This is a genomic window from Aeromonas lusitana, from assembly GCF_002812985.1.
Taxonomy (GTDB): Bacteria; Pseudomonadota; Gammaproteobacteria; order Enterobacterales; family Aeromonadaceae; genus Aeromonas; species Aeromonas lusitana.
Genome location: NZ_PGCP01000004.1, coordinates 264,165 through 290,959 on the forward strand (window position 1 = coordinate 264,165; position 26,795 = coordinate 290,959).

General features: G+C 61.9%; 21 protein-coding genes and 1 riboswitch. Of the genes, 9 read left to right on the forward strand and 12 right to left on the reverse strand.

Annotation, left to right across the window (positions count from 1 at the left end):
* Nucleotides 1-114 precede the first annotated feature (114 nt).
* Nucleotides 115-228: riboswitch (TPP riboswitch) on the reverse strand.
* Nucleotides 229-513: 285 nt separating this feature from the next.
* From CUC44_RS04460 to CUC44_RS04470, 3 genes are all read right to left on the reverse strand, one after another.
* Entirely contained in the window at nucleotides 514-1,977 is a 1,464-nt protein-coding gene (locus CUC44_RS04460; protein WP_100858776.1) for an aerolysin family beta-barrel pore-forming toxin, read from the reverse strand.
* A 305-nt stretch (nucleotides 1,978-2,282) separates the two neighbouring features.
* Nucleotides 2,283-2,762, reverse strand: coding sequence for a hypothetical protein (locus CUC44_RS04465; protein WP_100858777.1), 480 nt, complete (start codon nucleotides 2,760-2,762; stop codon nucleotides 2,283-2,285).
* 84 nt (nucleotides 2,763-2,846) lie between these two features.
* The gene (locus tag CUC44_RS04470) at nucleotides 2,847-3,263 is read right to left on the reverse strand and encodes a hypothetical protein (RefSeq protein WP_100858778.1); all 417 of its coding nucleotides are present in this window, start codon (nucleotides 3,261-3,263) and stop codon (nucleotides 2,847-2,849) included.
* 90 nt (nucleotides 3,264-3,353) lie between these two features.
* Between CUC44_RS04470 and CUC44_RS04475 the strand changes: the two genes are divergently transcribed.
* Nucleotides 3,354-4,022 (forward strand): response regulator transcription factor, encoded by a 669-nt coding sequence (locus CUC44_RS04475; RefSeq protein ID WP_100858779.1) that lies wholly within the window; start codon nucleotides 3,354-3,356, stop codon nucleotides 4,020-4,022.
* Complete coding sequence (locus CUC44_RS04480) at nucleotides 4,019-5,275, forward strand: sensor histidine kinase (RefSeq protein WP_100858780.1); 1,257 nt, start codon at nucleotides 4,019-4,021, stop codon at nucleotides 5,273-5,275. Before CUC44_RS04475 ends, CUC44_RS04480 begins: the two co-directional genes overlap by 4 nt.
* 150 nt (nucleotides 5,276-5,425) lie before the next feature.
* On the opposite strand, the gene rimK is transcribed toward CUC44_RS04480, so the two are convergent.
* The 3 genes from rimK to metH form a co-directional block, all read right to left on the reverse strand.
* Nucleotides 5,426-6,322: a 30S ribosomal protein S6--L-glutamate ligase gene (gene rimK, locus CUC44_RS04485; protein WP_100858781.1), complete on the reverse strand. Its 897-nt coding sequence runs from the start codon at nucleotides 6,320-6,322 to the stop codon at nucleotides 5,426-5,428.
* Between the two features lie 158 nt (nucleotides 6,323-6,480).
* The gene (locus CUC44_RS04490) at nucleotides 6,481-7,542 is read right to left on the reverse strand and encodes a Gfo/Idh/MocA family oxidoreductase (RefSeq protein WP_100858782.1); all 1,062 of its coding nucleotides are present in this window, start codon (nucleotides 7,540-7,542) and stop codon (nucleotides 6,481-6,483) included.
* A gap of 150 nt (nucleotides 7,543-7,692) precedes the next feature.
* On the reverse strand, nucleotides 7,693-11,364 hold the full coding sequence (gene metH / locus CUC44_RS04495; protein ID WP_167388772.1) for a methionine synthase: 3,672 nt from the start codon (nucleotides 11,362-11,364) through the stop codon (nucleotides 7,693-7,695).
* 217 nt (nucleotides 11,365-11,581) lie between these two features.
* Here metH and CUC44_RS04500 point away from each other — a divergent pair, with 217 nt between their 5' ends.
* A complete protein-coding gene (locus tag CUC44_RS04500) occupies nucleotides 11,582-12,859 on the forward strand; it encodes a cation:proton antiporter (RefSeq protein WP_100858784.1) in 1,278 nt (425 codons plus the stop codon).
* 610 nt (nucleotides 12,860-13,469) lie between these two features.
* Nucleotides 13,470-13,646 carry a hypothetical protein gene (locus tag CUC44_RS04505; RefSeq protein ID WP_100858785.1) on the forward strand — a complete coding sequence of 59 codons (177 nt, stop codon included), beginning with the start codon at nucleotides 13,470-13,472 and terminating at the stop codon, nucleotides 13,644-13,646.
* Nucleotides 13,647-13,714: 68 nt separating this feature from the next.
* Here CUC44_RS04505 and CUC44_RS04510 read toward each other — a convergent pair whose 3' ends face one another.
* The gene (locus CUC44_RS04510) at nucleotides 13,715-14,236 is read right to left on the reverse strand and encodes a GNAT family N-acetyltransferase (protein ID WP_100858786.1); all 522 of its coding nucleotides are present in this window, start codon (nucleotides 14,234-14,236) and stop codon (nucleotides 13,715-13,717) included.
* Between the two features lie 246 nt (nucleotides 14,237-14,482).
* On the opposite strand from CUC44_RS04510, the gene CUC44_RS04515 reads away from it, so the two are divergent.
* Nucleotides 14,483-14,746 carry a hypothetical protein gene (locus CUC44_RS04515; protein WP_100858787.1) on the forward strand — a complete coding sequence of 88 codons (264 nt, stop codon included), beginning with the start codon at nucleotides 14,483-14,485 and terminating at the stop codon, nucleotides 14,744-14,746.
* Nucleotides 14,747-14,823: 77 nt separating this feature from the next.
* Complete coding sequence (gene ypfJ / locus CUC44_RS04520) at nucleotides 14,824-15,678, forward strand: KPN_02809 family neutral zinc metallopeptidase (protein WP_100858788.1); 855 nt, start codon at nucleotides 14,824-14,826, stop codon at nucleotides 15,676-15,678.
* Between the two features lie 63 nt (nucleotides 15,679-15,741).
* On the opposite strand, the gene aphA is transcribed toward ypfJ, so the two are convergent.
* Together aphA and CUC44_RS04530 are read right to left on the reverse strand one after the other, a co-directional pair.
* A complete protein-coding gene (aphA, locus tag CUC44_RS04525; protein WP_100858789.1) occupies nucleotides 15,742-16,461 on the reverse strand; it encodes an acid phosphatase AphA in 720 nt (239 codons plus the stop codon).
* 106 nt (nucleotides 16,462-16,567) lie between these two features.
* Nucleotides 16,568-17,242: a Dph6-related ATP pyrophosphatase gene (locus tag CUC44_RS04530; RefSeq protein ID WP_100858790.1), complete on the reverse strand. Its 675-nt coding sequence runs from the start codon at nucleotides 17,240-17,242 to the stop codon at nucleotides 16,568-16,570.
* A 228-nt stretch (nucleotides 17,243-17,470) separates the two neighbouring features.
* Here CUC44_RS04530 and CUC44_RS04535 point away from each other — a divergent pair, with 228 nt between their 5' ends.
* The 3 genes from CUC44_RS04535 (at nucleotide 17,471) to CUC44_RS04545 (ending at nucleotide 20,146) form a co-directional block, all read left to right on the forward strand.
* Complete coding sequence (locus tag CUC44_RS04535; protein WP_100858791.1) at nucleotides 17,471-18,787, forward strand: MFS transporter; 1,317 nt, start codon at nucleotides 17,471-17,473, stop codon at nucleotides 18,785-18,787.
* Between the two features lie 324 nt (nucleotides 18,788-19,111).
* A complete protein-coding gene (locus CUC44_RS04540; protein ID WP_100858792.1) occupies nucleotides 19,112-19,828 on the forward strand; it encodes a MarC family NAAT transporter in 717 nt (238 codons plus the stop codon).
* Between the two features lie 114 nt (nucleotides 19,829-19,942).
* A complete protein-coding gene (locus CUC44_RS04545; RefSeq protein WP_100858793.1) occupies nucleotides 19,943-20,146 on the forward strand; it encodes a hypothetical protein in 204 nt (67 codons plus the stop codon).
* A 118-nt stretch (nucleotides 20,147-20,264) separates the two neighbouring features.
* Here CUC44_RS04545 and tldD read toward each other — a convergent pair whose 3' ends face one another.
* The 3 genes from tldD to CUC44_RS04560 all read right to left on the reverse strand — a co-directional run bounded on the left by tldD (nucleotide 20,265) and on the right by CUC44_RS04560 (nucleotide 26,704).
* Nucleotides 20,265-21,713 (reverse strand): metalloprotease TldD, encoded by a 1,449-nt coding sequence (tldD, locus tag CUC44_RS04550; RefSeq protein WP_167388773.1) that lies wholly within the window; start codon nucleotides 21,711-21,713, stop codon nucleotides 20,265-20,267.
* A 155-nt stretch (nucleotides 21,714-21,868) separates the two neighbouring features.
* Nucleotides 21,869-22,675, reverse strand: a complete 807-nt coding sequence (locus CUC44_RS04555; RefSeq protein ID WP_100858867.1) for a carbon-nitrogen hydrolase family protein — start codon at nucleotides 22,673-22,675, stop codon at nucleotides 21,869-21,871.
* Between the two features lie 132 nt (nucleotides 22,676-22,807).
* A complete protein-coding gene (locus CUC44_RS04560) occupies nucleotides 22,808-26,704 on the reverse strand; it encodes a YhdP family protein (RefSeq protein WP_167388774.1) in 3,897 nt (1,298 codons plus the stop codon).
* Between the last annotated feature and the right edge of the window lie 91 nt (nucleotides 26,705-26,795).

Below are 26,795 nucleotides of genomic sequence, written 5' to 3' on the forward strand. Positions count from 1 at the left end.
TTGCACAGACCCTCCCTGATGGGTGGTTCGGCGAGGCAGACTCCCTCTCGTGCGCTGGCTTGCCGGGACTGACCCTGTAGCAAGCAGGAAGCGGATGCTCCCGAGCGCGGCAACTCGCAAGTTACCCTTGTTTCCCTTCGCAGGTTCTAGCCTGATCAGGTTCCACGGATCCCGAATTAACGGTCTCAGCTTAGCGTCGTTCGACGGTCAGCACTCCGACAAGATGGCGCCAGTATAAGTGGGGAATTTGAAAGTACAAGGCATTAACACAGCCGACCAGTAGCGAAGCCCGACCAGGGTGGTGCACCGACGGGCGAAGGAGCGGGTTGAATAGGCCAACCTCCTCTCATCCCTGCGAACGAGGCGGCTGACTCGCGGCCGGAATCGGTAACGCACTCAGGACACGGTCGGACAAGCCAACAAAAGGCAGCTAAACTCGCTAAAAAATAGATATTTAACAAACAAAAACCGGGCAAAAGCCCGGTTTTACACCACGTTTTCACTACCACTGGATCACTTGCCGACGACGGGTTCTACCTTGAACTCGACATTGCCAAACCCGGCCTGAGCCAGTTCATCCGTGTCCAGGGCAACGCCGGTGAGCGCTACCGCATCACTGTTCGCCCTGCGCAGCGCCATGACCTTCTGTGCTTTTGGCTGACCGATCTCTATGTCGCCTGCGAACTGGCTCTCGGCATAGAAATCACCGGAGACGGTGGAGCGAATCGGCCGCAATACTTGCCCAAGCAAGGATTGCATGTTCGCCAAGCCATGCTGGCTGATGGTCCAGTTCCAGTCCCACCACTTAACTTCACCCGGGATGTAACGCTTGCTCCACTGGTAGTTGATGCTGCTGGCATTGTCACGGAAAGGACCGATAGCGAAGGTATGGGCCTTGGTCGGACGATCCCCTGGATGGGTATGCCAGGCATTGCCACCCCAGCGCAGGAAGCCGTTCAGGGTCAGGTCATAGTTAATATCCGCTTTGAATTCATACGGATAAGAGACGTTGGCCTTATACAATGCAACCCGGACCGGTACACTGGAATGGGGCGGCACAGTAGGGCGAGCTTCTATCGATACCGTTTCGGTTGCTGAACCCCCTTCTTGACGAGCCCAGGTCTGGCTGGACGATATTTCCACCGAGTATTCGGTGCTGGATACCTGAGGGATCTGGAAGGTTTTCTTGATCCCCACCTTCTCACTCAAGCCATAGGTATCGGTCTTGGACCAGTTGGTCGCCTTGTCGTACTTGAGAGTCACCACCACCTGCTGGGGCAGGTCGGTATAGTTGGTCGCCGTGGCTGTGATGGTCTTGACCAGCTGCTTGCCGCTTTCAGTCACCAAGCCGTGGCTGAATGAACCCGGATCCAGGGTGTAGGAGAAGTTGCTCACCTTGATGGAGGTCTTCTCGCCACAGCGATAACCACTGCAGCCCCCCCCATTATTTCCCTGGATGAGCCAGCCATCACTGACGCGAGTGATGTCCATATCTTCACCCACATATTGGCTATGATCGCCACCGACCCAGGCATAACCCAAATTATGGGCAAGATAGCTGACCGGCCTGATGAAATAATCATTGTCATGGACCATACGCCATTGCACATCGATCTCATCACCAGCCGGAATATTCCATGCAGATAAAACAGGTATTTCTCCCGTTATCGGTTTCTTGGGATAACACCAGGTATCGCTCGCGCTACCTTGCTTTATTTCACCACTATAACCTGAGCCCATGATGACCCAGTTATCAGCCAGGCCGGTGATCTGCCATTGCCCCATCTTGCTGACTATATCGCTGCGGATACTCATGGCCTCATTACGCGTCAGGGCGCGATAATCATCACCACAGCGCTGGCTACCAAGGCTGAAGTACTTCAGCTGATCAGGGTAGATAGGCTCTGCCCCATAGGCCTGGCTCATCAGCAACGTCGAGATGGCCAACGCCAATCCGGTTATTTTAAGTTTATCCATAGCTCCCCCAATATTGTAGGTATAGGCATGCGAATGATATTAATTTCGTTGCATGCAGGGGGGACAATATCAGCCAAAAACAGCCTGGATTGCGATCGAGTCCACACTTTAATTATTCACAATGGACCTAATGCCAATTAACAAATTGGTTATCTTATTGATGATGACTTTAATATCAGAGTTATTACTTTATTATTTAATTTGTAATTTTCGTGGTGTTAAAGTTTTTAATTATTGAATATCCAGGTCGACACTCATTTAACATAGCTAATATCCGTCAGATCAATGAGCGCTATTCAGGCGGCCTATTCCGGGTCTTCTTCCGGATTGGGGATCAACACTTCGGTCAGCCGTCCGTCCTCATCACGGCTCAGCACCAGTCTGCGGCCCGCTTGCAGATCCGCCGGGCTGCCGTTCAACCAGCGGGTCTGGGTATCGAACACCAGCACCCCCAGCTCCTGCAGCAACAAGGCTTGCCCGGCCACGGCGAGCAGCCTGTCTTCCGCCCGCAGCCACTGGCTGCTCTGGGCCAGGGTCGGAGCCGAGGCAATCACCTGGATCTGCTCGGCGACACCGTAACGACTCTGAATGGCGAGGCGCATGCCTGGCCTGAGGGCATCTGGCCCGTCGATACCCACCAGATCGGCACTGCCTAACTCCAGCTCGGCCCCCTGAAACTGCAGACGGATGCCATCGTTGTGCTCCAGTTCCACCAGCCAGAGCTCGGGCTCCATGGCCAGGGCGCCCAGTGGCAGCATGCAGAGGATGAGTGCGGTTCTTGTCATGGCAGGACCTCGGGGTCACGGGGACTCGAGGCTTAACTATGGGCCGGATCGGGACTTTTTTCCGGCCGGGGGCGAAGAGAGTGGCTAGTCCTCTTCCCGGCAGCGGCTCAGGCGCATGCCGTCAAACTGGCATTCGAGCTCCAGCCAGCGTCCTTCGAAGGGGGCCAGACTCTCGTCCGAGGTGACATAACCCCAGATCCGCCCCTGCTCCACCGGCCCTTCCAGCTCCATCTCATCGTCCTCTTCCAGCGCCTCCACCTTGCGGATCAGGCGCCTCTCCCCTTGCGTCTCCCCTTCCAGCTCGACCCAGGTGCCGCCGAGATCGTCCTCGCTCAACCCATCCTTGAAGCGGGTATCGCCATCGAGATCGAAGGGGATGCCGTTGACCATCAATTGGCCGAGCTGCCAGCTGGTACGGCCGGTCAGCTTGAACTCGGCCGCCTGCACCAGGCCAAAAGGCAGCAAGATCAACAGCCAGAGGGCGCAGAGAGACTTCTTCATCGGGGATCCTCGGGGTTACACTGGCACACAAGATACCTTATCCGGTGTGAAATGGCCGTGAAATGCCGGCCGGGAGCAGGAGATCAAATCATGAAAATACTGGTGGTGGAAGACAATCCCCAGGTGGCAGAGACCATCATGGACTACCTGGAACTGGCGGGGCATCAGCTGGATTGTGCCTATCACGGCCAGGCCGCCCTGCAACTGCTGGCGGAGCAGCGCTTCGACGTCATCATCATGGACGTCATGATGCCGCGCCTCGATGGGCTGCGTACCGTTGAACAATTAAGAGCCGACGGCATCTCCACGCCCGTGCTGTTTCTCACCGCCCGGGACAGCCTGGACGACAAGCTGGCCGGTTTTCGCGCCGGCGGTGACGACTACCTGGTCAAGCCGTTCGCCATGGAGGAGCTGGAAGTCAGGCTGCAGGCCCTCTCCCTGCGCGGCCCCCGTGGCGATCTGGGCACCCTCAGCTACGGCGAGCTGACGGTGGATCCCGCCAGCGGCCGCGCCAAACGGGCGGGGGTTGAGCTCAAACTCGGCAAGATCCCGTTCCAGATCCTCACACTGCTGGTGAAACGGGCACCTCAACTGGTGACGCGCCAGGAGGTACTGGATACCGTCTGGGGGGATGAGGAGCCTGACTCCGATGCCCTGCGCAGCCACATCTATGCCCTGCGCAACGCCCTCGACAAGCCCTTCCCCAGCCCCATGCTGGAGACCTTGCACGGCCAGGGGTACAGGCTGGTCTCCTTATGAGCCTGCCAAGGCTGCGCAATCGGCTGATCCTGGTGCTGGGGGGGGCCGGGCTCCTGCTGCTGCTGATCCTCAGCCTGCTGATGGTGGTGGCCGAAAACAAGATGGAGGAGCTTAGCCTGCGTCACTGGCTGGAGGCCGAGGCCACCCGCTACGACGATGACTGGCTGCGACTCGGCCCGGCGGCGCCAGCCCCCAGCCCACGCCAGTTCTCCAGCTACTGGACCCAGGCCGGACGACTGCCCGCCTGGCTCAAGCCCTACGCCAGCCCCGGTTTCTACGAGCATCAGCTCGGCAACGAGGACAAGCACTTCCTGGTACGCTCCCACCCCTCGGGCCAGGGTCTGCTCTATCTCGTCTTCAACGACGACGCCGACGACTATCTGGATCCTTATGAAGACAAGCTGCACCTGGTCACCCGGGTGATCGGGCTGGTCCTGCTGCTGTGCAGCGTCGCCTTCGGCATCTGGCTGGTGCGTCACATCACCAGGCCGCTGGAACGGCTGCGCCAGCGGGTCGCCCACCTCACCCCGGATCAGGCCGACTTCGTGCCGGATGCCCCCTGGCAGGAGCTGCGGGAGATCGAGCTGGCCCTGCTCGCCGGCAAGCATGAGGTCGCCGCCGTGTTCGCCCGGGAGCAGGAGTTCAGCCGCTTCGCAAGCCACGAGCTGCGCACCCCCAACATGGTGATCCAGGGCTCGGCGGCCCTGCTCGGCAAGGTGACGGACTTGCCCGCCCCCGCCGTGCGGGCCGCGGGTCGCATCCGCACCGCCAGCGACGAGATGGCCCTGCTCACCGAAACCTTCCTGCTGCTGGGTCGCAAGGAGGCCGTGGAGCGGCCACCGCAGCGAGTCGCCCCCCTGATCCGCCGGGAGCTGGCCCGCCTCGCCCCCCTGCTCCACAGGGAGAGCCTCGAGATCCGGCTGCAACTCGATGAAGAGGGGGAGGCGCATGCCCCCCTCTCCCTGCTCGCCATCGCGCTCGGCAACCTGCTCAAGAATGCTCTGAGCTACGCCGAGGGGCATATCGAGATCCAGCTGACGGAGCAGACACTCACCATCAGCAACCCCACCGCGGCGGCGCCGGACCAGATCCTGGGCTATGGCTGTGGCCTCACCATCATCCAGCGCATCTGCGAGAAGCTGGACTGGCAGATCAGCACCCGGCTGGAAGAGGGGGTGTTCAGCGCTAGGCTGGAGATGGGTCAGGGAGTTGTCATTGACGACGGCTCATCACCCACCGATAAGGCTGAGTGAGGCTTGTAACAGACCCCCTCATCCCCGCCCCTTCTCCCCGTCTCTTCGAAAAAGTGGGAGAAGGGAGATGAAACGGCCGAGCTTGCGCGCAAACCAGAAACGACAAGGCGCCCTAAGGCGCCTTGTCTGTTCCAACCATCCGATTTGCTGTCACTCTGCCGGCTTATGCTTGCGGCTCGCCTTGAGCTCGAGGAACTCGATGATCTTGCCCGCCACATCCTTGCCTGAGGCGGCTTCCACCCCTTGCAGGCCGGGGGAGGAGTTCACCTCCAGCACCAGTGGGCCACGGGCAGAGCGCAAGATATCCACCCCGGCCACATCCAGCCCCATGATCTTGGCGGCCTGCACCGCGGTCGCCCGCTCTTCCGGGCTTATCTTGATCGCCTCGGCGGTACCGCCGCGATGCAGGTTGGAGCGAAACTCCCCCGGCTGGGCCTGACGGCGCATGGCGGCCACCACCTTGCCGTTGACCACCAGGCAGCGGATGTCGGCGCCGTTCGCCTCGCGGATGTACTCCTGCACCAGGATGTTGTTGTTGGTCTGGATGAAGGCCTCGATCACGCTCTCGGCGGCCTTCTGGGTCTCGCACAGCACGACGCCTATGCCCTGGGTGCCTTCCAGCAGCTTCACCACCAGGGGGGCGCCGCCCACCATGGTAATCAGATCCGGTACGTCGTGGGTGCTATGGGCATAACCCGTGATGGGCAGGCCGATGCCGTGGCGTGACAACAGCTGCATGGCACGCAATTTGTCGCGGGAGCGGGAGATGGCCACCGAACTGTTCAGCGCCATGGTGTTCATCATCTCGAACTGACGCAGCACGGCGGTGCCGTAGAAGGTGATGCTGGCGCCGATGCGCGGGATCACGGCGTCATAGTTCTCAAGCTCCCGTCCCTCATAGTGAATGGAGGGATTGTGGGAGGCGATGTTCATGTAGCAGCGCAGGGTGTCGAGCACCTCGACCTGATGACCACGAGCCCGGGCCACCTCGACCAGACGGCGGGTGGAGTAGTTGTTGGGCTCGCGGGATAAAATGGCAATATTCATGGAAATGGCAGACCTGATAATCGGACTGGAGAGTATAGGGTGCCATGAACGGCTGGCAACGCCAATCCTTTCCCCTCACCATACGCCGTTCTGCAAGAAGGCACCAAGACGGTGCCAAAACAGCCTGAGCCATTCTATAAATGCGGTCTAAAACAGCGTCAATGCGGGCCGCGTAGATCCTGTTGCAACCCGAGCAGCAACCCCACCTCCCGCAGGCGACGGGCCGTGGCACCGCCCCATCCTGCGACCGGAACCGGCGCCAGCAGGGTCTGGGCGATGCAGTGACGATAGAGGGGCCCCTCCAGTTGCCAGCTCTGCACCAGGCCGTTTTCGTGATGATGCAACCAGGCCTGATTGCCACTGCGCAGCAGCTCCAGCCGCCGCCCGTCTTTCAGCAAGAGGCTGAGCCCCTTCTTCTCCACCCCGGGCCCCGCGTACTTGTCGAGCCAGAGGGTCAGCGGCACCCCGGCCGCCTCCCCGCGCAGGCAGGCACGCCCCTCGGCGGTGCTCAGATCTCCCCGTTCGATGGGATTGCCCAGCCGATCGCTGACCCCCTCGGCCGCCAGATGCAGGCTGTCGTCCCCACCGAGGGCCACCAGCAGCTCGCGGATCATGGCCAGCACATGGGTGCCTATGTCGAGGATGACGCCATCCGGGTGATGGAAGATTCGCTTATCCGGCTCACCGGTGGCGAAGTTGAGGGCAAAGGGGTGACCCTGCGCATCTATGCCGCAAGGCTCCAGCAAGAAGCCCTCCACCTCGGCCACATCCAGAATGGTCGCGGGCCGAACCCGTGCCCCGTCCGTCAGGGGCTGCCAGCCGGCATCCAGCTCACCACAGAGCAGTTGCTGCACTGCGCTGCGCGCCATCCAGTGATCCAGCGCCAGCACCCGACCCGCCACGGCGGGGTCGGCCAACAGAGCTCGCAAGCGGTCGTGCTGGGCCAGACTGGCCACCACGGGTTTCTCCACCAGGATCAAGGGGATGGAGCTTGCCAGCGCCTGCTCCAGCACAGGCAGATGCAGCAGAGAAGGGGTGGCGATGACCAGCCTGTCCAGCGGCAAGGCCAGCAGGGCTTCCAGACTCTGGGCCTGAATCACCCCCGGCAGGGTCTGAACCGGGTCAAAACCCCAGATCTCAGCATCTTCTGCCAGTGCAGCGAGCGCAGGCAGATAGGCCGTCTGTACCACGGCCCCCAGGCCGACAAATCCAATCTTCATAACAACCTCGATTCAGGGTCCATGGACACTGTCGGTCAATGCAGGTTAGGCCCCATCGGCCTCTAGCTAGCGTCATGCCCTTGCGCGTCGCCTAGTCTTCCACCTGGTCGCATTCAGGATCTGCGTGGCACTCATCTAGACCCAGCCTGATCAGCTCAGGTTAGGCCCCAGCCAGCGCTCGGCTTCCACCAGCGTCATGCCCTTGCGCACGGCGTAATCCTCAACTTGATCCTGCTGGATCTGCGCCACCGCGAAGTACTTGCTGTCCGGGTGGGAAAAGTACCAGCCCGACACCGCCGCCCCCGGCCACATGGCGTAGGACTCGGTGAGCTTCATGCCAATGGCCTGCTCGACCTCCAGCAGCTCCCAGATACTGCCCTTCTCGGTGTGCTCGGGGCAGGCCGGATAGCCAGGCGCCGGGCGTATGCCGCGGTAGTTCTCGCGGATCAGCTCCTCGTTACTCAGCGCTTCATCCGCGGCGTAACCCCAGTGCACTTTACGCACCTGCTCGTGCAGGTGCTCGGCGAAGGCCTCCGCCAGACGATCGCACACCGCCTGAATGAGGATAGCGTTGTAGTCGTCGTGCTCCGCTTTATAGGCGTTGGCAATGGCCTCTTCACCTATGCCGCCGGTCACGGCGAAGGCACCGATCCAGTCCGGTTTGCCGCTCTCTTTCGGCGCCACATAGTCCGCCAGACAGTAGTTCGGGAAGCCCTGCTTCTCGCTCTGCTGGCGCAGGTGGTGCAGCACCTTGCGCACCTCGCTGCGTGACTCGTCCGTGTAGACCTCTATGCTGTCCCCCACGGCGTTAGCGGGGAACAAGCCTATGATGCCGGCGCAACACACGCTTTGATCCTGCTCCAGTTTATCCAGCATGGCGTTGGCATCGGCAAACAGGGCGGTCGCCTCCTCGCCAATGATCTCGTCTTCCAGGATGCGCGGATACTTGCCCGCCAGCTCCCAGCTCAGAAAAAACGGCGTCCAGTCGATGTAGGGGCGCAGCACCGAGATGGGTACGTTTTCGAACGTCTGCACGCCGGGCTCGCGGGGCGCGGGGGGCTGATAGCCGACCCAGTCCAGCTGATGGCGGTTGGCACGGGCGTGGGCCAGGCTGACCGGCTTGGAGCGGGGCTGCTTACGGGCGTGTTGCTCCCGGGCAATCTCGTACTCCTTGTCGATGCGGGCGACGAAGGCGGGCTTGAGCTCAGGGCTCAGCAGGCTCTGGGCCACCCCGACTGCCCGCGACGCGTTCGACACATAGACCACGGGCTCCGAGTAGTTCTGCTCTATCTTGACCGCGGTGTGAGCCTTGGAGGTAGTGGCGCCACCGATCAGCAGCGGCAGATTGAAACCCTGGCGCTCCATCTCTTTGGCCACGTGCACCATCTCGTCGAGGGACGGGGTGATAAGGCCGGACAATCCAATAATGTCGGCGTTCACCTCCCGCGCCGTCTTGAGAATGGTCTCGCAGGAGACCATGACCCCGAGATCCACTATCTCGTAGTTGTTGCACTGCAACACAACGCCGACGATGTTCTTGCCGATGTCGTGCACGTCCCCCTTGACGGTGGCGAGCACTATCTTGCCGTTGCTGTAACCGCCCTGCTTCTCCGCCTCTATATAGGGCTGCAGATAGGCCACCGCCCGCTTCATCACCCGGGCGGATTTCACCACCTGGGGCAGGAACATCTTGCCCGCACCGAACAGGTCGCCGACCACGTTCATGCCATCCATCAGGGGACCTTCGATCACGTGCAGCGGCTTCTCGGCCCCGGCCCGCGCCTCCTCGGTATCCTCCTCGATGAAATCGGTCAGCCCCTTGACCAGGGCGTGTTCGAGCCGCTTGCCCACGGGCCAGCTGCGCCACTCCTGATCCCGCGGATCCTCCGCCTGGGCACCAGAGCCGCGATACTTCTCGGCGATGGCCAGCAGCGCCTCGGTGGCGTCGGAGTTGAGGTTCAGCACCACGGCCTCGACCTTCTCTTTCAGCTCCGCCGGTATGTCTTCATAGATGGCGAGCTGACCGGCGTTGACTATGCCCATGTCCATGCCGTTCTGGATGGCGTGGTAGAGGAAGACGGCGTGGATGGCTTCGCGCACCGGCTCGTTGCCACGGAAGGAGAAGGAGACGTTGGAGACGCCGCCGGAGATCATGGCGTGGGGCAGGTTGTCCTTGATGTCCTTCACCGCTTCGATGAAGTCCACCGCATAGTTGTTGTGCTCGTCGATCCCGGTCGCCACCGCGAAGATGTTGGGATCGAAGATGATGTCTTCCGGCGGGAAACCCACCTGATCCACCAGGATCCGGTAGGCGCGCTGGCAGATCTCGAACTTGCGGGCGCGGGTGTCGGCCTGACCCACCTCGTCGAACGCCATGACGATGACGGCGGCGCCATAGCGGCGCAGCAGTTTCGCCTGGGCGATGAATTTCTCCTCCCCCTCCTTCATGGAGATGGAGTTGACCACCGGCTTGCCCTGCACGCACTTGAGGCCCGCCTCCAGCACCTCCCACTTGGAGGAGTCGATCATCACGGGCACCCGGGCTATGTCAGGCTCGCCGGCGATCAGGTTCAGGAAGCGCACCATGGCCGCCTCGGCGTCCAGCATGCCTTCATCCATGTTGATGTCGATGATCTGGGCGCCGCTCTCCACCTGCTGCTTGGCCACCTCGAGGGCCTCGTCGTAGAGCCCCTCCTTGATCAGCCGCTTGAACTTGGCCGAGCCGGTGACGTTGGTGCGCTCCCCCACGTTCACGAACATGGACTCCGCCGTGATGATGAGAGGCTCCAGACCCGACAGTCGGCAGGCGACCGGCAGGCTGGGCAAGGCGCGAGGACAGATGCCCGCCACCGCGTCGCTCATGGCGCGGATATGGGTCGGGGTGGTGCCACAGCAGCCCCCCACCAGGTTCAAGAAGCCGCTCTGGGCCCACTCACGGATATGCTCCGCCATCTCCCCAGCATCGAGATCGTACTCGCCGAACGCATTGGGCAGGCCGGCGTTGGGGTGAGCGCTGACATGGGATTCGCTGATGCGGGACAGCTCTTCCACGTACTGGCGCAGCTCATCCGGCCCTAGGGCGCAGTTGAGGCCAAACGAGATGGGTTTGACGTGGCGAAGCGAATGATAGAAGGCTTCCGTGGTCTGGCCGGACAGGGTGCGACCGGACGCGTCCGTGATGGTGCCGGAGATCATCACCGGCAGGCTGTACCCCAGCGCCTCGAACACCCCTTCCACCGCGAAGGCGGCGGCCTTGGCGTTGAGGGTATCAAAGATGGTCTCGATGAGGATGATGTCGGCGCCCCCCTCGATCAGGGCATGGGTCGATTCCGTATAGGCAGCCACCAGCTCGTCATAGGTGACGTTGCGCTTGCCGGGATCGTTGACGTCCGGCGAGATGGACGCGGTGCGGTTGGTGGGGCCCAAGACCCCTGCCACGAAGCGCGGCTTGTGGGGCTCTCTGGCGGTCCACTCGTCGGCGACGGCGCGGGCGAGGCGCGCGGCCTCGCGGTTGATCTCGGCGGAGAATGCTTCCATCTCGTAATCGGCCATGGCGATACGGGTGGCGTTGAAGGTGTTGGTCTCGAGGATGTCGGCGCCGGCGGCGCAGTATTGATCGTGGATCTCGCGGATCACCGCGGGCTTGGTCAGCACCAGCAGGTCGTTGTTGCCCTTGATGTCGGTGTGCCAGTCGGCGAAGCGCACACCGCGGTAGTCCGACTCACCGAGCTTGTAGCCCTGGATCATGGTGCCCATGGCCCCGTCGATGATCAGGATCCGTTCTTTCAGGCAGGCTTCCAACTTCTTTTTTATGTTCGACATTGTGTTCGACACCGCTCGTTCCTCTTACATCCATGCAACTGCGCGAAGCCCATCCTAGCAGCAAACAAATCAAATGGAAATCTAGCCGTCTATCTGTCCGTAGCCTTGATTAAATATAACCATAAATAGGTAATGAGTGGACCCTGAGCCGGGAGTACCCTATGCCCGTCCTCCATAGGGATACGTGCTTGCTGTATTACAAAAGAGAAAAATAACTATGAGCGTCTACTACACACTCTGTTTCTTGGCAGCGTTGGCGATCTTCATCGCCTTTGCCAACCAGTATGTTGTGAAGATCCAGACCACCATCGCCATCACGGCCGGATCCATGCTGATCTCCGCCCTGCTGGTGCTGTTTGGTAAGTTGGGGTGGTTCAATCTGGAACCTTTGGCCGTCAAAACCATGGAGAGCATCGACTTCCAGAATTTCCTGCTGAAGGGGATTTTGGGCTTCCTGCTGTTCGCCGGCGGCCTTGGCATCAATCTGAAGGCACTGCGTAGCCAGAAGTGGGAGATCACCATTCTCTCCATAGTGGCAACCCTGCTCTCTACCTTCCTCATAGGCTACGGCTTCTGGTTCATCGCCAAGCTGCTGGGCTGGGAGCTGCCGCTGGTCTACTGCATGTTGTTCGGTGCGCTGATCTCCCCCACCGACCCCATCGCCGTGCTGGCCATCGTCAAGAAGATGAAGGCACCACCCCAGATCGCCATCCAGATCGAGGGGGAATCCCTGTTCAACGACGGCGTCGGCCTCGTCATCTTCGCCACCGTGTTTGCCGTGGCTTTCGGCGGCGTGGAGCCGACCTTCACCAGCGTGGCCGGTCTGTTCCTGCATGAGGCCCTCGGCGGCATCCTGTTCGGCGCCGTGCTGGGCCTCATCGCCCACGTGATGATCAGCGCCACCGACGACGGTTCGCTGGAGCTGTTGCTGACCCTGTGCATCCCGACCGCGGGCTTCGCCTTCGCCAACATGATCGGCGTCTCCGGCGCCCTGGCCATGGTGGTCACCGGCATCATGATCGGCAACTGGACTCGCCACTCCGGCTTCTCCGAGCAGAGCCGCCACCACCTGGATCACTTCTGGGAGTTGATGGATCAGTTCCTCAACGCCCTGCTGTTCCTGCTGATCGGTCTGGCGCTGGTGCTGCTGGAACTCCAGTGGCAAGACTGGATCCTGCTGGTCATAGCTGTGCCGCTCTGTCTGGCCGCCCGCTTCATCAGCGTGTCCCTGCCTTATGTGGCCTTCCGACGTTTTCGCAGCTACAACACCTTCTCCATCCGCATCCTGACCTGGGGTGGCCTGCGCGGTGGCCTGGCCATGGCCATGGCGCTGGCGCTGCCCTCCGGCGTCATGGTGCTGCCGGAGCACGGTGTCGATCTGCGGGAGGTGATCCTGGTGATGACCTACTCGGTGGTGATGTTCTCCATCGTGGTGCAGGGGATGACCATCACCCCCATGATCACGGCGGCCAAGAAGGCCAGCGGCGGCTACTAGGCCACTGTTCTGATCCATGATGGCCAACAAGAAGGGCTCCCGACGGGAGCCCTTTTTCTATCTGATACAGCCAAAAATAGGCATGACCATCACATCATCGGGATCACCGTGGCCAACAAGGCCAGCGGCAGCGACCAAGCCGCAGCTTGTATGACATATCGCCAATAAAAAAGGCTCCCAACGGGAGCCCTTTTGCTGTGCTGTCACTGGTGAACCCTGTGGCTTTTTTACTCACCAGCGAAATATCTGTTTGCTTTTCATTCATTTTGCGGAGAGAATGCGCGCCGGCTAGTTAATCAGCCCTGATTATGTTTACCCTGCAATGCTTCACCTCACGATGAATCCTGTCAGTATCCGCATAACCTTCTTCTGATTTACTCGCCTCGAGAACCGTCAGGCTGTCTGCCTGCGTTGCCCGGTTTTCACGGCGCAGACCCGATCTGCCCACTCCCAAGTAGCATCATGCCTTCGCATGGTCCTTGGCGCATTTCCTTGAAAAGTGCAGACGCCCCTGACAGGGCTGGGTATTCCTGCGTGGATCTGACCACGCCCATTGACCTGACATTTGCAAAAACAAGGAGCAAACACCTAATTTATATAGAGATATACCATGATGAAAGCAGTACAAACACACAAACCCCTGCGTCGTAGCAAGCCCGTCAACCTGCCCCCGCAAGAGCAGGATTATGATGCCTTCCTGATCCAGTTCAGCACCCGTTTCAGTGGCGGCTTCGCCATCTCCTGTGACGGTATCCCTGGAGAGTTCTCCATCGAAGATCTCAACTGATCAGCACTGCCCCATGGCAGACCCGATGCAAACAGGCCGCAACTCACGGCGGCCTTTTGCGCATTCATTCAGACCAGGGCGCTTTCCTTGCCCGGTGCCTCCAGCAGCAGACACTCCTCTTCGCTATCTCCCAGCTTGACCAGCTTGCCCTGACTGAGCCCCAGCTTGGCCAGCAGCGCGACCGAACGCTCGTTGCCCGGGGTGACGATGGCGATCACCCGCTCGATACTGAGGCGCTCACGCCCATCCTTGAGCGCAGCCTGCGCCGCTTCGATCCCATAACCCTGACCGCGATAGTCAGGCAGGAAGGCGTAGCCGATGTCTTCGCACGGCAGGGTATCGCGCTTGATGAGGCCGCAGATGCCTATCTTGGCGCCGTCTTCTCGCCGGCTGACCAGATAGAGGCCGTGGCTGTGCTGGGCATAGCTGATCGCAGGCCCCTGTTGGATATAGTCTTCGGCATCGCTCAGGGTGCGTACCCCGCGATCGCCGATGTAGCGATGAAAATCGCCATCGTTGAGCAGTTCGAGAATAAAGGGGGCGTCAACTGTGGTTAATTCGCGCAGGGCGAGGCGCTCGGAGAGGATCATGGCAAGGGCTCTTCTTGTAGTAATGAACGGGAACACGACAAGCCATCAAGACTGCCCCCGTCGCGGCCCCTTGGCAAGGGCCGGCGCACGGATGTGGCCAGGATGATCGCAAGAACTGTGATGCCAAGGCCGCCATGCCTCGTGTCCTCCACCTCTTCCCCCTTATTTCGCCACGAGCCAGAGGCCGGTTGCGGCTATAATGCTCCCCCTATTCAGACAATCAGTACCAAGATCAGGACAGATATCATGACGGAATCCACCGAGTTTTTCGACGAACAGACCCTGCTGGAGATGGTTGATAACCAGCTCGCCGACGGCAACCCGCTGCAGGTCAAGGCCACCCTGATGCGGCTGGTGATGAAGGGCACCCCGAGAGAAGAGGCACTGCAATACATCGCCTGCGCCCTCGGCGCCGAGCTGATGGCAATGGAGGCGGATCAGGGCCCCTTCAACCTGACCCGCTACGGCGAGTTCCTCGACAGCCTGCCCGAGATGCCCTGGGCCGAGTGATCCGGGGCACTCATTAGGCAAGGCACTCTGCCAGCCATTATCATTACTGCCACAGCCAATAACGGGAGTATGCGGATATGCGCTGGCAAGATCGCCGTGAGAGCAACAACGTGGAAGACAGGCGCCAGGAGGGCGGTGGCAGCGGGGGTGGCGGCTTTCCCATCGGTGGCAAGGGCCGCCTGATCCTGGTGGTCGTGGTGATGGTGGCGGGTTACTACGGCGTGGATCTCAGCCCCCTGCTCAACGATCCCACGCCGCAAACCCAGGCTCCGCGCCAGAATGTGTCTCAATCGGCCAACGATCCTTTGGCCAAATTCACCTCCGTCATGCTCGCCTCCACCGAGGATGCCTGGAGCGAGATCTTCACCCAGAGCGGCAGCCAGTATCAGCCCCCCAAGCTGGTGCTCTATCGTGGCGCCACCCGCACCGGCTGTGGTCAGGGCCAATCCGTGATGGGTCCCTTCTACTGCCCGGCGGACAGATCCGTCTATATAGATCTCTCCTTCTATCAGGACATGCGCGACAAGCTCGGGGCCGACGGCGACTTCGCCCAGGGCTACGTGGTCGCCCACGAGGTGGGTCATCACGTGCAGAACCTGCTCGGCATCTCCACCAAGGTGCGCCAGCAGCAACAGGGGCTGAGTCAGGCCGCCCAGAACAAGCTGTCGGTCAAACTCGAACTGCAGGCCGACTGCTTCGCCGGGGTCTGGGGCCACTACATGGAGCGGGAGCAGGTGCTGGAGCACGGCGATCTGGAGGAAGCCCTCAACGCCGCCCAGGCCATAGGTGACGACCGGCTGCAGCAACAGGGCCAGGGCCGGGTGGTGCCGGACAGCTTCACCCACGGCAGCTCGGCCCAGCGCCTGGCCTGGTTCAAGAAGGGCTTCGACAGTGGCAAGCCCGCCAGCTGCGACACCTTCGCCGCCCGCTAGACGCCCAAAAAAGGGGCCGGCTCCTGACAGGATCCGGCCCCTTTTCTCATTCATGGGTGAACATCAATACTGGGAGTTGACGATCACCTCCTCCCCCAGCGCCCCCGCCAGGGGCAGCGGCCGGTAGCTGGAGTTGGCAGCCCGCAGCAGACGAATGCCGCGAATGCCAGCCTCCTGCGCAGCCCTGATATCCCCGTCAGCATCACCGTAGAAGACTTTCATCTGCTTGTCCTTGAGCCACTGCACCTTAGTGTTCTGGCCTGGCTGATCACCAGCGAAGATCACTGGATTGAGCTGAGTGGCCGGGATATCCATGGTCTGCTGCAAGGTTTTGCTCACAGTTTCGGTCTTGGTGGCCGAGCGGCCAGTGACGAAATAGATGTGGTCACCCCGTTTGAGGTGCATGGCGATCAGCGCCTTGCCCACCTCTTTCGGCATGCTGAACTCATCCCAACCATTGTTCATTTTCTCCCAGAAGGCGGGATTCTTCAGATAGCTCTCGTCATTGGGAGAAAACTCCTGCTTGCCGCGATAGAAACCCGGGCTGGAAAAGAGCAGGGTATCGTCAATATCAAAACCGACCGCCATCGGGGGCAGACCATCCAGACTCTTGGCAATCTGTGCCACCGAGACCCAGTGAATTGGGGCCTGCTGGGCCAAGGTGACGGTGGTGACACCGGCAGCAACCAGCTGAATGGTGGCAGTCTCATCCGCTATGGCAGGCAAGGAGAGGGTGGCAGCCAGCAAGGAGGCAAGCAGCGCTGGGCGTGAAAAGTATTTCATAAGGAGTAGCCATCATTTTCAATCTAAAAAGGGTGCCAATGGTGACCACTCCTCCCTCTACAAACTGTGAGGCACCCGACAAAAAGGGGCGTTTGGCACTCAATAATTAATCATTGAGCGGTAGCAGATCGGTAAAGACGAAGCCGTCTCTGACCACAGTTTCCCCTGTTTTTATGGCCAAAGGCAGCATGAACATAGGGCCGTCATAGGCCAGGGTGTGAAACTCGCCGTTCTCGCCGCAAGGATCCACCCCGTCCGGCAAGGCCGCCAGCAGGGCCTCATCGAACTCATGCCCCCCCAGACTCATCTCCAGTTTCTTGGGATCGAGGGTGCTGATCCGCGCCTTGAGCCCCGCTTCCATCATCTCCCGCGCCAGGAGCCGGGTATCGCTGCCCCAGAGCGGGAACAGGGCCCGGATCCCGGTGCCTTCTAGCTGGCGCTCCCGATAGGCGCGCACGTCCTCGAGGAAGAGATCCCCGAACGCCATGTGCCGGATCCCCCGCGCCACCACCCCTTCGATGAAGCCGGTCATGATGCGACTGTAGTCCTCATTGCTGCAGGGCCAGGGCAGGTCGATGGCCTCTATCGGCAGTCCCACGCACTCGGCCTGTTGCATCAGCAGTTGCTTGCGCACCCCGTGCATGGCGACCCGCTCGAACGCCTGATTGAGGGTCGTGAACAGCCCCACCACCTCGATGGCCGGGTCCTGGCGCAACTGATGCAGCGCCCAGGCGCTGTCCTTGCCGCTGCTCCAGGAGAGCAGCACCTTGGTCTTCGTCATTCTCTATCCAACCCTTGTATATGGGAGCAGCTAAGCCGGCACCTCTACCACGGATCCGGGATCCGCAGCCGGTCGCCATCTGGCCCGCTTGTGGCTTAACTGTTGCAAGACTGTATTGCAAATTGTGCGATTTACATAGCGGGATACAAAAGCATACCCTCGTGGGTGAGCGTATCCCCGCAAAGGATGGGGAGCAATAACTAAAAAAACGATGGGAAACATAAGGATATGACAACAGTCCGCACCACGCATGACCACAATCGCCCCCTCAACCGACAGGATTACAAGACCCTGAGCCTGGCGGCCCTCGGCGGCGCCCTCGAATTCTACGACTTCATCATCTTCGTCTTCTTCGCCGTGGTGATCGGCGAGCTGTTCTTCCCGGCCGACATTCCCGAGTGGCTGCGCCAGTTCCAGACCTTCGGCATCTTCGCCGCCGGCTACCTAGCTCGTCCCCTCGGCGGCATCATAATGGCGCACTTTGGCGATCTCATCGGTCGCAAGCGCATGTTCACCCTGAGCATACTGCTGATGGCGCTGCCGACCCTGCTGATCGGCCTGCTGCCCACCTATGCCACCCTCGGCATCGCCGCTCCCCTGCTGTTGCTGCTGCTGCGGATCATGCAAGGGGCCGCCATCGGTGGCGAAGTGCCCGGCGCCTGGGTATTCGTGGCCGAGCACGTGCCCGCCAAGCGGGTCGGTCTCGCCTGTGGCACCCTCACCGCCGGGCTGACCGCCGGCATACTGCTCGGCTCCCTGGTGGCCACCGCCATCAACCGTGGCATGAGCCCAGTCGAGGTGAGCGAGTGGGGCTGGCGTCTGGCCTTCGTACTGGGCGGCGTCTTTGGCATCGTCGCCATGTATCTGCGCCGCTGGCTGCACGAGACCCCGGTGTTCGCCGAGATGCAGGCCAACAAGGCGCTGGCCGCCGAGCTGCCGCTCAAGACAGTGCTGCGTGAGCACAAGGGCAGCGTCGTCATCTCCATGCTGCTGACCTGGCTGCTCTCCGCCGGTATCGTGGTGGTGATCCTGATGACCCCGACCTACCTGCAAAAAGTCCATGCCATCAGCCCGGCCGATGCCCTGACCGCCAACTCCCTGGCGATCCTGGCCCTCACCCTGGGTTGTGTGCTCTACGGCCGGCTGATCGACGCCATCGGCAGCGGCCCCACCTTCATGCTGGGCTCCTTGCTGCTGGCGGGGGCGACCTACGCCTTCTATCACGGCCTGGCGGGCGGCATGGATCAGCTGATCCCCCTCTATACCCTGGCGGGCTTCGCGGTCGGCATCGTCGGCGCCGTGCCCTATGTGATGGTCAACGCCTTCCCGGCCGTGGTGCGCTTCTCCGGACTGTCGTTCTCCTACAACGTGGCCTATGCCATCTTCGGCGGCCTGACCCCCATGCTGGTCACCCTCTGGATGAAGGAGGACGTGCTGGCCCCGTCTCACTATGTAGTCAGTCTGGCTGCCCTGGGCTTCGTGCTCGGTCTGTTGCTCTGGCTGCGCCAACGTGGCCAGCGTCAATCCACGCCACAGACGGCCTGACCCGCCCAAGTGTTCTGGTCACCCTCTGGATGAAGGAGGACGTGCTGGCCCCGTCCCACTACGTAGTCAGTCTGGCTGCCCTGGGCTTCGTGCTCTGGCTGCGCCAACGTGGCCAGCAGCAAACCCGGCCACAGACCGCCTGAACCAGCTGACCCCGTGGCTCAGCGTCAGCTCGTGCCGCAAGGGACCCGATATGAACAAGAGCCCCGACTTTCGGGGCTCTTCCATTCCGGCTATATTCAGCCGGGCTCCCGTAGAGTAGCCCCCCTTCCGGACCAGACCCGCGTCTGGTCCCTGTGTTTGCCAACCCTTCCGAGGTGAAAGATGTTTTTCCAGGTCGTATTCCTCGCCTTGCTGGCGCTATTGCCCATGGTCAATCCCCCCACCACGGCCACCCTGTTGCTGGGCCTGAGCAAGGGCATGTCCCGCGAGCATATCCGCCGCCAGATCAACCTGGCCGCCCTCTATCTGTTCGCCACCCTCTGCGTCAGCTTCTTCATCGGATCCTCCATTCTGGATCTGTTCGGGATCTCCATTCCCGGCCTGCGGCTGGCCGGCGGCCTCATCATCGCCTTCATCGGCTTTCGCATGCTGTTTCCGGCGCCGAGCCAGGCCACCGAGAATGACATCAACCAGAGCATCGCCTTCGTGCCGCTGACCATGCCCAGCATGTGCGGCCCCGGCACCATGGCGCTGGTGATCAGCGGCGCCGCCCAGATAGCCGAGCTGCCGGCGGACTACAATCGCTTCGTCATCTACTCCGGCATGGTTACCGCCTTCGCCCTGATGAGCCTGCTGAGCTGGGGCGTGCTGAAACTGGCGGATCCGGTGTGCAAGCTGCTGGGGGCCACCGGCATCGACGCCATGACCCGCATCATGGGCTTCCTGCTGGTGTGCATGGGCATGCAGTTCTGCATCAACGGCATCAAGGAGGTGGCGCAGGATCCCGTGTTCCACGGCGCCCCCGCCGCCCAGGTTCAGCACCATATTCCCGATGGCAAGCACAGCATGGAGCCCGGGCTGGTCGCGCCCACCCCCTGAGGGTGGTGACACAGGGGCTCATGCCCTGGCAGATCATTTTTTGTACAGATCAGGTTCAGCTGAGAGGGCCTAAAGTGATGCTGCCACCTTAAATTACCCCCTAGGAGATATGAAATGAAAGAGATGCTGACCGAGATCCGCAGCTACAGCCTGTTTCATGAATATCTGAACGTCGTCGGCGTAGCCAGCCCCACTCCGGCCCAGATCGCCCAGGAGTGGGAGTACAAGAGTGCCAACCGCCTGGTGGCCAGGATCAAGCAGGATCCTCAGGGCAAGACGCGCTACTACATAGATGCCCGCGTCATCTCTATCAACTGACACGCCTCAGTCATCCAGCCCCGGCCCTGTCCGGGGCTTTTTGTTGGCCCTCGCCGACGCCCAATAAAAACCCCGGCGCCGGGCCGGGGTTTTACTGGATAAGGTAGGAGCCGCGGCCTTACTGGGTACCACCCACGGTCAGGCTGTCGAGCTTGAGGGTCGGCTGGCCGACGCCCACCGGGACACTCTGTCCCTCCTTGCCACAGACCCCGACCCCGCGATCCAGCGCCAGATCCCGGCCCACCATGGAGACCTGGCTCATGGCTTCCGGACCGTTGCCGATCAGGGTCGCGCCCTTGATGGGGGCGGTTACCTTGCCATCCTCGATGAGGTAGGCCTCGGAGGCGGAGAAGACGAACTTGCCGGAGGTGATGTCCACCTGACCGCCGCCGAAGTTCGGGGCATAGATGCCCTTCTTCACCGAGGCGATGATCTCCGCCGGATCGTACTGACCCGCCAGCATATAGGTGTTGGTCATGCGCGGCATCGGCAGGGCGGCGTAGGATTCCCGGCGGCCGTTGCCGGTCAGCGGCACCCCCATCAGGCGGGCATTCTGCTTGTCCTGCAGGTAGCCCTTGAGGATGCCGTTCTCGATCAGGACGTTGTAACCCCCCGGCGTGCCTTCATCATCGATGGAGACGGAGCCGCGCAGACCCACCAGGGTGCCGTCATCGACTATGGTGCAGTGCTTGGAGGCGACCTGCTCACCGATGCGACCGGCGAAGGCGGAGGAACCCTTGCGGTTGAAGTCCCCTTCCAGGCCGTGGCCCACCGCCTCGTGCAGCAGCACACCGGGCCAACCGGAGCCCAGCACCACCGGCATGGTGCCGGCGGGGGCATCAACGGCCTCCAGGTTCACCAGCGCCTGGCGCACGGCTTCCCGCACATAGCCGAAGGCCCGGCTCTCCAGCCCGTCCAGCTCCAGGAACCAGTCGTAGCCGAAACGACCGCCGCCCCCTGCACTGCCGCGCTCACGCTTGTCGCCCTTCTCGGCGATGACGGTCACCGACAGCCGCACCAGGGGGCGCACGTCGGCGGCCAGGGTGCCATCGGTGGCGGCCACCAGGATCTCTTCATAGACACCGCTGATGGAGGCCATCACCTGATTGATGGCGGGATCCAGGCTGCGGGCAAACTTGTCCATCTGCTCCAGCAGGGCAATCTTCTGATGCTTGTCGAGGGTCTGCAGGGGATCCATGGCCGGGTAGAGCAGGTTCGCTTCCGTGCGGGCCCAGGCCTTCACCTTGCCCTGGCTGCCGGCGGCGGCGATGCCACGGGCGGCGGTGACCGACTGTTGCAGCGCCAGCAGGCTCAGTTCATCGGAATAGGCAAAGCCGGTCTTCTCGCCGCTGACGGCGCGCACCCCCACACCCTGATCGATGTTGTAGCTGCCGTCCTTGACGATGCCATCTTCCAGCAGCCAGGACTCGTGCCAGCTGCGCTGGAAATAGAGATCGCCAAACTCCACCTGGTGACTCATCAGGCTGCCGAGCAGTTGCTGCAGACGCCCCTCGTCAAGATCGTGCGGGGCCAACAGGGAGGCGCTAACCTGGCTCAATAGACTCAATCTTCTTCTCCATTCTCGCTGGGAGCTGTCGTAACAGTATCTCTTCACCCTCCCCATAGGGAGAGAGTGCAAGGTCGTGACCCCGGCCGATTCGGCTGCCCAATGTCCGATCGCGCTTCGTGAATCGCATCGGCGGGCATATCGAATCGACGAGGTTAAAGCAGGCGGGCGTGTTGCAGCACCGGCATGGTTCGCTTCAGTTCTTCCGTCAGCCCGGCGTCCATCTGTGCCAGCACCGTGCCTGCGCCACTTGGCTGACAGGCCAGCACTCGGCCCCAGGGGTCGATCACCATGCTGTGGCCCCAGGTCTGGCGCCCCGTCTCGTGGGTGCCCCCCTGATTGGCGGCAATCACATAGCACTGGTTCTCGATGGCTCGGGCCCGCAGCAGCGGCTCCCAGTGCGCCTCACCGGTCACGGCGGTGAAGGCAGCGGGCACCAGCAGCACCCGTGCGCCGGCACGGGTCAGCCGACGATAGAGCTCGGGGAAACGCAAATCATAACAGATAGAGAGGCCGAGGGGACCAAAGGGGGAATCCACCAGCACAGGCGACTCACCAGGGCTGAAGGTCTCCGACTCCCGATAGCGGCCATGGTTGTCCGCCACGTCCACGTCGAACAGGTGGATCTTGTGGTAATGACCCTGCAGATCCCCGGCGGGATCAAACACCAGGGAGCTGGTGTGGATATGCTCGGAGCCCGCTATGGTGGTGGGCATGGCACCGGCCACCAGCCAGATCCCGTGGGTTTTGGCCCAGTCGGCCAACTGTCGCTGTATTGGGCCATCCCCCAGGGGCTCGGCACCGTCCAGATAGCCTTGTCTCTCGCCAAACAGGGCGAAGTTTTCCGGCAGCAGCGCCAGCAAGGGGCGCTGTGGTGGCAGGGCCGCCAGTTCGGCGGCGATCTGCGCCTTGTTATCCTGCCAGTGACGGCCGGAGACCAGCTGTATTGCGGCTAACCACATGACGTGCTCCTTGTCGTTGGGCAAGCCGCCGGATACATGGGCCAGCTTGCGGATATCTTGCACTATGCTGGGTTCCGGCCCGGGACGGAAGCCTTGTCGGGCCCCAGCTAGCCATAAGGCTCTAGCAACGCCTCAGCGCTGACCCGTTCCCTGGTGTTTGGGGTTGAGCAGGAAGGGGGTGACCTCCTCGGCGGGCAGACTGGGGGCCACCGCATCCACCGCCTGTTTCTGCTGCTGGTTCAACTTGATGCGGGCCCGATCCCGGCCCGCCTCGATGAGCTTGGGATCGTCCAGCGGACCCGAGACCCGAAAATCGATGCGGGTCACCACGTCCACCACGGGCTCGAGCAGCTTGGAGAGGGCCAGCACATAGAGGCCTGTGATCGGCGTCAGGGAGAAGGCGGCCACCACGGGCAGGGTACCGCCGAGGTTCGGGGAGAAACTCAGCTCGTAGTCGAGGCGCCAGCGCACCAGATCGGCGATGCCCTCGCCCCGCAGGTTGCCCGCGGCCCCCTTCATGTAGAAGTCCTTGTTCTCTGCCACCCCTTGCTTGATCTTGGCGGAGGCGGACATGGACTCGAAGTAGAAGCCCTTGTCGAACACGTCACGAAAATCGAGGCGCAGCTTGCGCAGCAGGGAATCCAGGCTGAGCAGGGAGAGCAGGCGAGCACCCTTGTCGTTGACCTCCCGCAGCGTCCCCCCTTCCAGCTGATAGTCGGCCGTGCCGGCCAGGGTCGGCAAGTCCAGCCGATAGGGCACGTCCTGCCAGTTCAGATCCAGCGCCAGCTTGCCCGGGGCATCGCCTATGGGAGAGGTGAAACCGAGTCGCTTGAGCAACAGCTCGCTGTTCTGGGTATCGAGCTTGGCCTGGGCACGGGTCTGCATCTGGCCGGACTGCGCCAGCCACTCGGCGCTCCCCTTGAGGGTGCTGCCGGCGAGCTTCATCTCCAGCCCTTTCAGAGAGAGCCTGTTGGCGCCGGGCACCAGCTCCCCCTTCAGCTCACCGAGGGGCAGGGTGCCGAAGCGGCAATCCACGCAACTGAAAGTGAGCCAGGGGATGGCATCCATGATGGCCTTGTCCTGGCGGGCATCCGGCTCCGGGCTGAGATCCGAGCCCTTGCCGGACCAGTAGATACGGGCAAACTTGGCGTCCAGGGGTTGCCGATCGGTGACGGGTACCCGCACCACCCCCATCACGTCCGGGCTGTCGATCATCACCTCGGTGGCCTGGTTGACCGGCCCCACGGTGAAGTGCACCGCCTTCAGGTTGGCGCTGCCGATATCGGCCCTGGCCAGTTGACCATCCACCCACCACTCCTGGGGCAGGAAGGCGGGGCCCACCACCGCATTGCCCGTCGGCGCAGGAGCGGGCAGCCAGCGCTTGAGCCGCGCCAGCCAGCCGGCCACGTCCGCCTGCTGCTGGTTGATGGCGAGCAGCATGGGCTTGTCTTGCAACACACGGGCGCCGGGTTGACCGACATCGACCCGCACCCGGCTCAGGTAAGGGGCGCCCTCGCCGTAGACCAGCTTGCTCTGCATATCCACGTCGGCCCCCAGCACGCCGCGAATGTCGGCGCTGCCGTCCCGGCCACGGACCGTCACCTTGAGGGGCAACTGGCTGTCGGCGGCCTTGGCCAGAGGCAGTGGCAAGTCCAGCCCCATGCCCTGCAGGCTGGAGTCCAGCGCCAGCTGGAAGCTGAACGGCTTGTTTTCCGGCAGGGTCAGCCCCAGGGTGCCGGTCCAGTTGCTGCGTCCCTTGAACATGTCGAGGGCGGGAATGTCTCGGCGCTGGCGACTGCTGTCCCAGACTCCCCGGAACTTGAGATCGACCTGATAGCGGTTGGGCTGCTGCTTGCCCTGATAGTCCAGGGTCAGCGGCTGGTTCCACAGGGTCGCCTTGAGGTTGCTAAAACGCGTGTGCTCGTTGTCATACTCGAGCTTGCCCTCCACCCCCTCCAGCTGCATGTCCAGGGTCGCTATCCTGACCTTGTTGTTATGGAAGCTGGCATCACCGCTCGCCTTGACCTCGCTCTCGCCATCGAGGGGAATATCGAGCTTGACCGTGCCCTTCATGGGTCCACGGATCTCTATCTCCCGCAGCGCCTGCCCCACCGAGCCACCTAGGGGGGAGTCCTGCAGATAGTCGCTGATGGCCTTGCCCTCACCCGCGACCTTGGCATCCACGTAGAGATGGGCGCCGGGGGAGAGATCCGGGATCCAGGCATGCACAGAGTCGGATCCCGCCTTGCCGAGGCGGGTGGAGTGGCTGTTCATGTCCAGACTGGCGTTCTGGAACAGCAGGTCTATCTGCAGGTCGGTGAGGGGTTGCCAACCTGGGAAGAACTGGAAGGTGGCCTTCTCGAGGGGCACGGCCACCTGGAAGATGCCCTTGCCATTGTCATAGGGGAAGTCCCTGAACTCCCCGTACCAGAGCAGATCGGCGCTCGCTGCCTGACCCCCCTTGATGGCGCCACTCAGGTAGTCCACCAAGCCATCGCTCATCACCGCCAACGGGTAGTAGCGATCCGCATGGGCCGCCGTCTTGACGTCGATCCGGCCGGTCAGGGCGAGGAAGGGATGCTCGTACAGATCGAGCCGGAAGCGGCTGGCGAGGTGCAAGTCCGAGTTATCCAGCACTATGTCCTGGCCATAGAGCACCCAGCCCTGCGAGTCCTGCCACCAGTCGAGGCGCGCCCCCAGACTGTTTACCGGGATCGGCTCCTTGAAGTGACGGGCCGGATCCACCTTGCCCTTGCCGAGGGTCAGTCGGGCGCTGCCGCCGGTCGGGGTCAACCAGAATTCACCGTCCAGATTTTGCAGACCGGGGTAATCGCGCCAGGCCTGCATGCCGAAGTCAAGCAAGTGCCCGGTGAGGGAGAGTCCCTGCCAGTCGCCATCCGCTTGCAGGATCAGATCCTGCAGCTTGCCCTTGGGCTGGGTGCGCTTGAGGATCTCGGCGAGTTCGGGATAGAGGCCGGAGACCAGCTGGCTCAGGTTCGCGATCTGGTTGATGTCGATGGCGGGCACATAGCCCTGGATGCGATCCCCCACCCGTTCGAGCTGAATCCGGCTCTGCAGCCAGGTCGAGCCATCCAGCTTGAAGACCACATCATGGCTGGCGAACTGCCATCCTTCCCCTTCCCGGCGCAACTGGATCTTGCCGCCCCTCAGGTCGAGCCGATGCGGATCCCCCTTGATCTCGTCTTTCCAGATCAGGTGGCTGTTGCCAAAAGCCAGCAAGGAATTGCCCAGCTCGCCGTTGGCAAACTCGCTCCACAGCTGGAAGTCCAGCTGACCGGTGACCTTGGGTTTACCGGCATGGATCCTGGCCAACATGGGGCTGATGTCGAGCTCGCTGGCTCCCAGATAGAGCTGCCCCTTGAGGCGATCGAGCCGCGCCGCGGGGGCATCCACGTCCAGGATGAGATCTATGGTGCTCTCGCCCACCCCGTTGATGAGATAGGCCTTGCCGACACCCTGGTGGCGCTTGCCGCGATTCTGCCAGCGCAGCTGGGCTATGTTGAGGGCGCGCACCTCCCCCAGGGCCGTGGTGAGGGTGAGGCGGGTGTCGTGAATATCGAAGGTGGAGAGCTGGGTCAGCAAGAAGCGTAGCAAGGCTTCCTGCTGGTTTGGGCTTTTATCGTCGTGCTGGACGGCAGGCTGCGCCAGATCCAGCGCTATGTCGCCATCGCTCAGCAACAGTTGCCCAAACACCGGCTTCCACTCATTGAGGGAGCGCCAGAAATCGAGGTGAGCCCAGACCTTGCCAAGACGCAGGGAGAAGCGGCCGGAGTCGGGGTCGATGGCGAGCCCTTGCAACTCGAGGGCCGGTCCGCGCTGGGTCCAGTCCAGGCCAATGTGCTCGACACTGATCTCCAGCTGGCTATTGCTGAGCAGGCTCGCGATCAGTGCCTGTCTATGCTGGTTGAGGAGCGGGCCGCCAAGGCGTACCAGGCTGACCAGGATGGCCAGCAGCACGAAGAAAACCCCGAGGGCCAGCCAGCCCCGACTCAACCAGCGGTAGACCAATTACATCATCACCACATCGAATTGTTCCTGCCCACAGAGCGGTTCTGTCACCACCCTGACCTGTTTGCCGATGAAGACTTCCAGCTCGGCC

Excerpts from the sequence above, each read along its gene's own strand:
- metH (WP_167388772.1), bottom strand. The coding sequence starts at position 11,364 with ATGTCGAACATAAAAAAGAAGTTGGAAGCCTGCCTGAAAGAACGGATC.
- CUC44_RS04465 (WP_100858777.1), bottom strand. The coding sequence starts at position 2,762 with ATGACAAGAACCGCACTCATCCTCTGCATGCTGCCACTGGGCGCCCTG.
- ypfJ (WP_100858788.1), top strand. The coding sequence starts at position 14,824 with ATGCGCTGGCAAGATCGCCGTGAGAGCAACAACGTGGAAGACAGGCGC.
- CUC44_RS04535 (WP_100858791.1), top strand. The coding sequence starts at position 17,471 with ATGACAACAGTCCGCACCACGCATGACCACAATCGCCCCCTCAACCGA.
- CUC44_RS04500 (WP_100858784.1), top strand. The coding sequence starts at position 11,582 with ATGAGCGTCTACTACACACTCTGTTTCTTGGCAGCGTTGGCGATCTTC.
- CUC44_RS04510 (WP_100858786.1), bottom strand. The coding sequence starts at position 14,236 with ATGATCCTCTCCGAGCGCCTCGCCCTGCGCGAATTAACCACAGTTGAC.
- CUC44_RS04480 (WP_100858780.1), top strand. The coding sequence starts at position 4,019 with ATGAGCCTGCCAAGGCTGCGCAATCGGCTGATCCTGGTGCTGGGGGGG.
- CUC44_RS04530 (WP_100858790.1), bottom strand. The coding sequence starts at position 17,242 with ATGACGAAGACCAAGGTGCTGCTCTCCTGGAGCAGCGGCAAGGACAGC.
- rimK (WP_100858781.1), bottom strand. The coding sequence starts at position 6,322 with ATGAATATTGCCATTTTATCCCGCGAGCCCAACAACTACTCCACCCGC.
- CUC44_RS04490 (WP_100858782.1), bottom strand. The coding sequence starts at position 7,542 with ATGAAGATTGGATTTGTCGGCCTGGGGGCCGTGGTACAGACGGCCTAT.
- CUC44_RS04475 (WP_100858779.1), top strand. The coding sequence starts at position 3,354 with ATGAAAATACTGGTGGTGGAAGACAATCCCCAGGTGGCAGAGACCATC.
- CUC44_RS04460 (WP_100858776.1), bottom strand. The coding sequence starts at position 1,977 with ATGGATAAACTTAAAATAACCGGATTGGCGTTGGCCATCTCGACGTTG.
- aphA (WP_100858789.1), bottom strand. The coding sequence starts at position 16,461 with ATGAAATACTTTTCACGCCCAGCGCTGCTTGCCTCCTTGCTGGCTGCC.
- CUC44_RS04515 (WP_100858787.1), top strand. The coding sequence starts at position 14,483 with ATGACGGAATCCACCGAGTTTTTCGACGAACAGACCCTGCTGGAGATG.
- CUC44_RS04545 (WP_100858793.1), top strand. The coding sequence starts at position 19,943 with ATGAAAGAGATGCTGACCGAGATCCGCAGCTACAGCCTGTTTCATGAA.
- CUC44_RS04505 (WP_100858785.1), top strand. The coding sequence starts at position 13,470 with ATGATGAAAGCAGTACAAACACACAAACCCCTGCGTCGTAGCAAGCCC.
- CUC44_RS04555 (WP_100858867.1), bottom strand. The coding sequence starts at position 22,675 with ATGTGGTTAGCCGCAATACAGCTGGTCTCCGGCCGTCACTGGCAGGAT.
- CUC44_RS04470 (WP_100858778.1), bottom strand. The coding sequence starts at position 3,263 with ATGAAGAAGTCTCTCTGCGCCCTCTGGCTGTTGATCTTGCTGCCTTTT.
- CUC44_RS04540 (WP_100858792.1), top strand. The coding sequence starts at position 19,112 with ATGTTTTTCCAGGTCGTATTCCTCGCCTTGCTGGCGCTATTGCCCATG.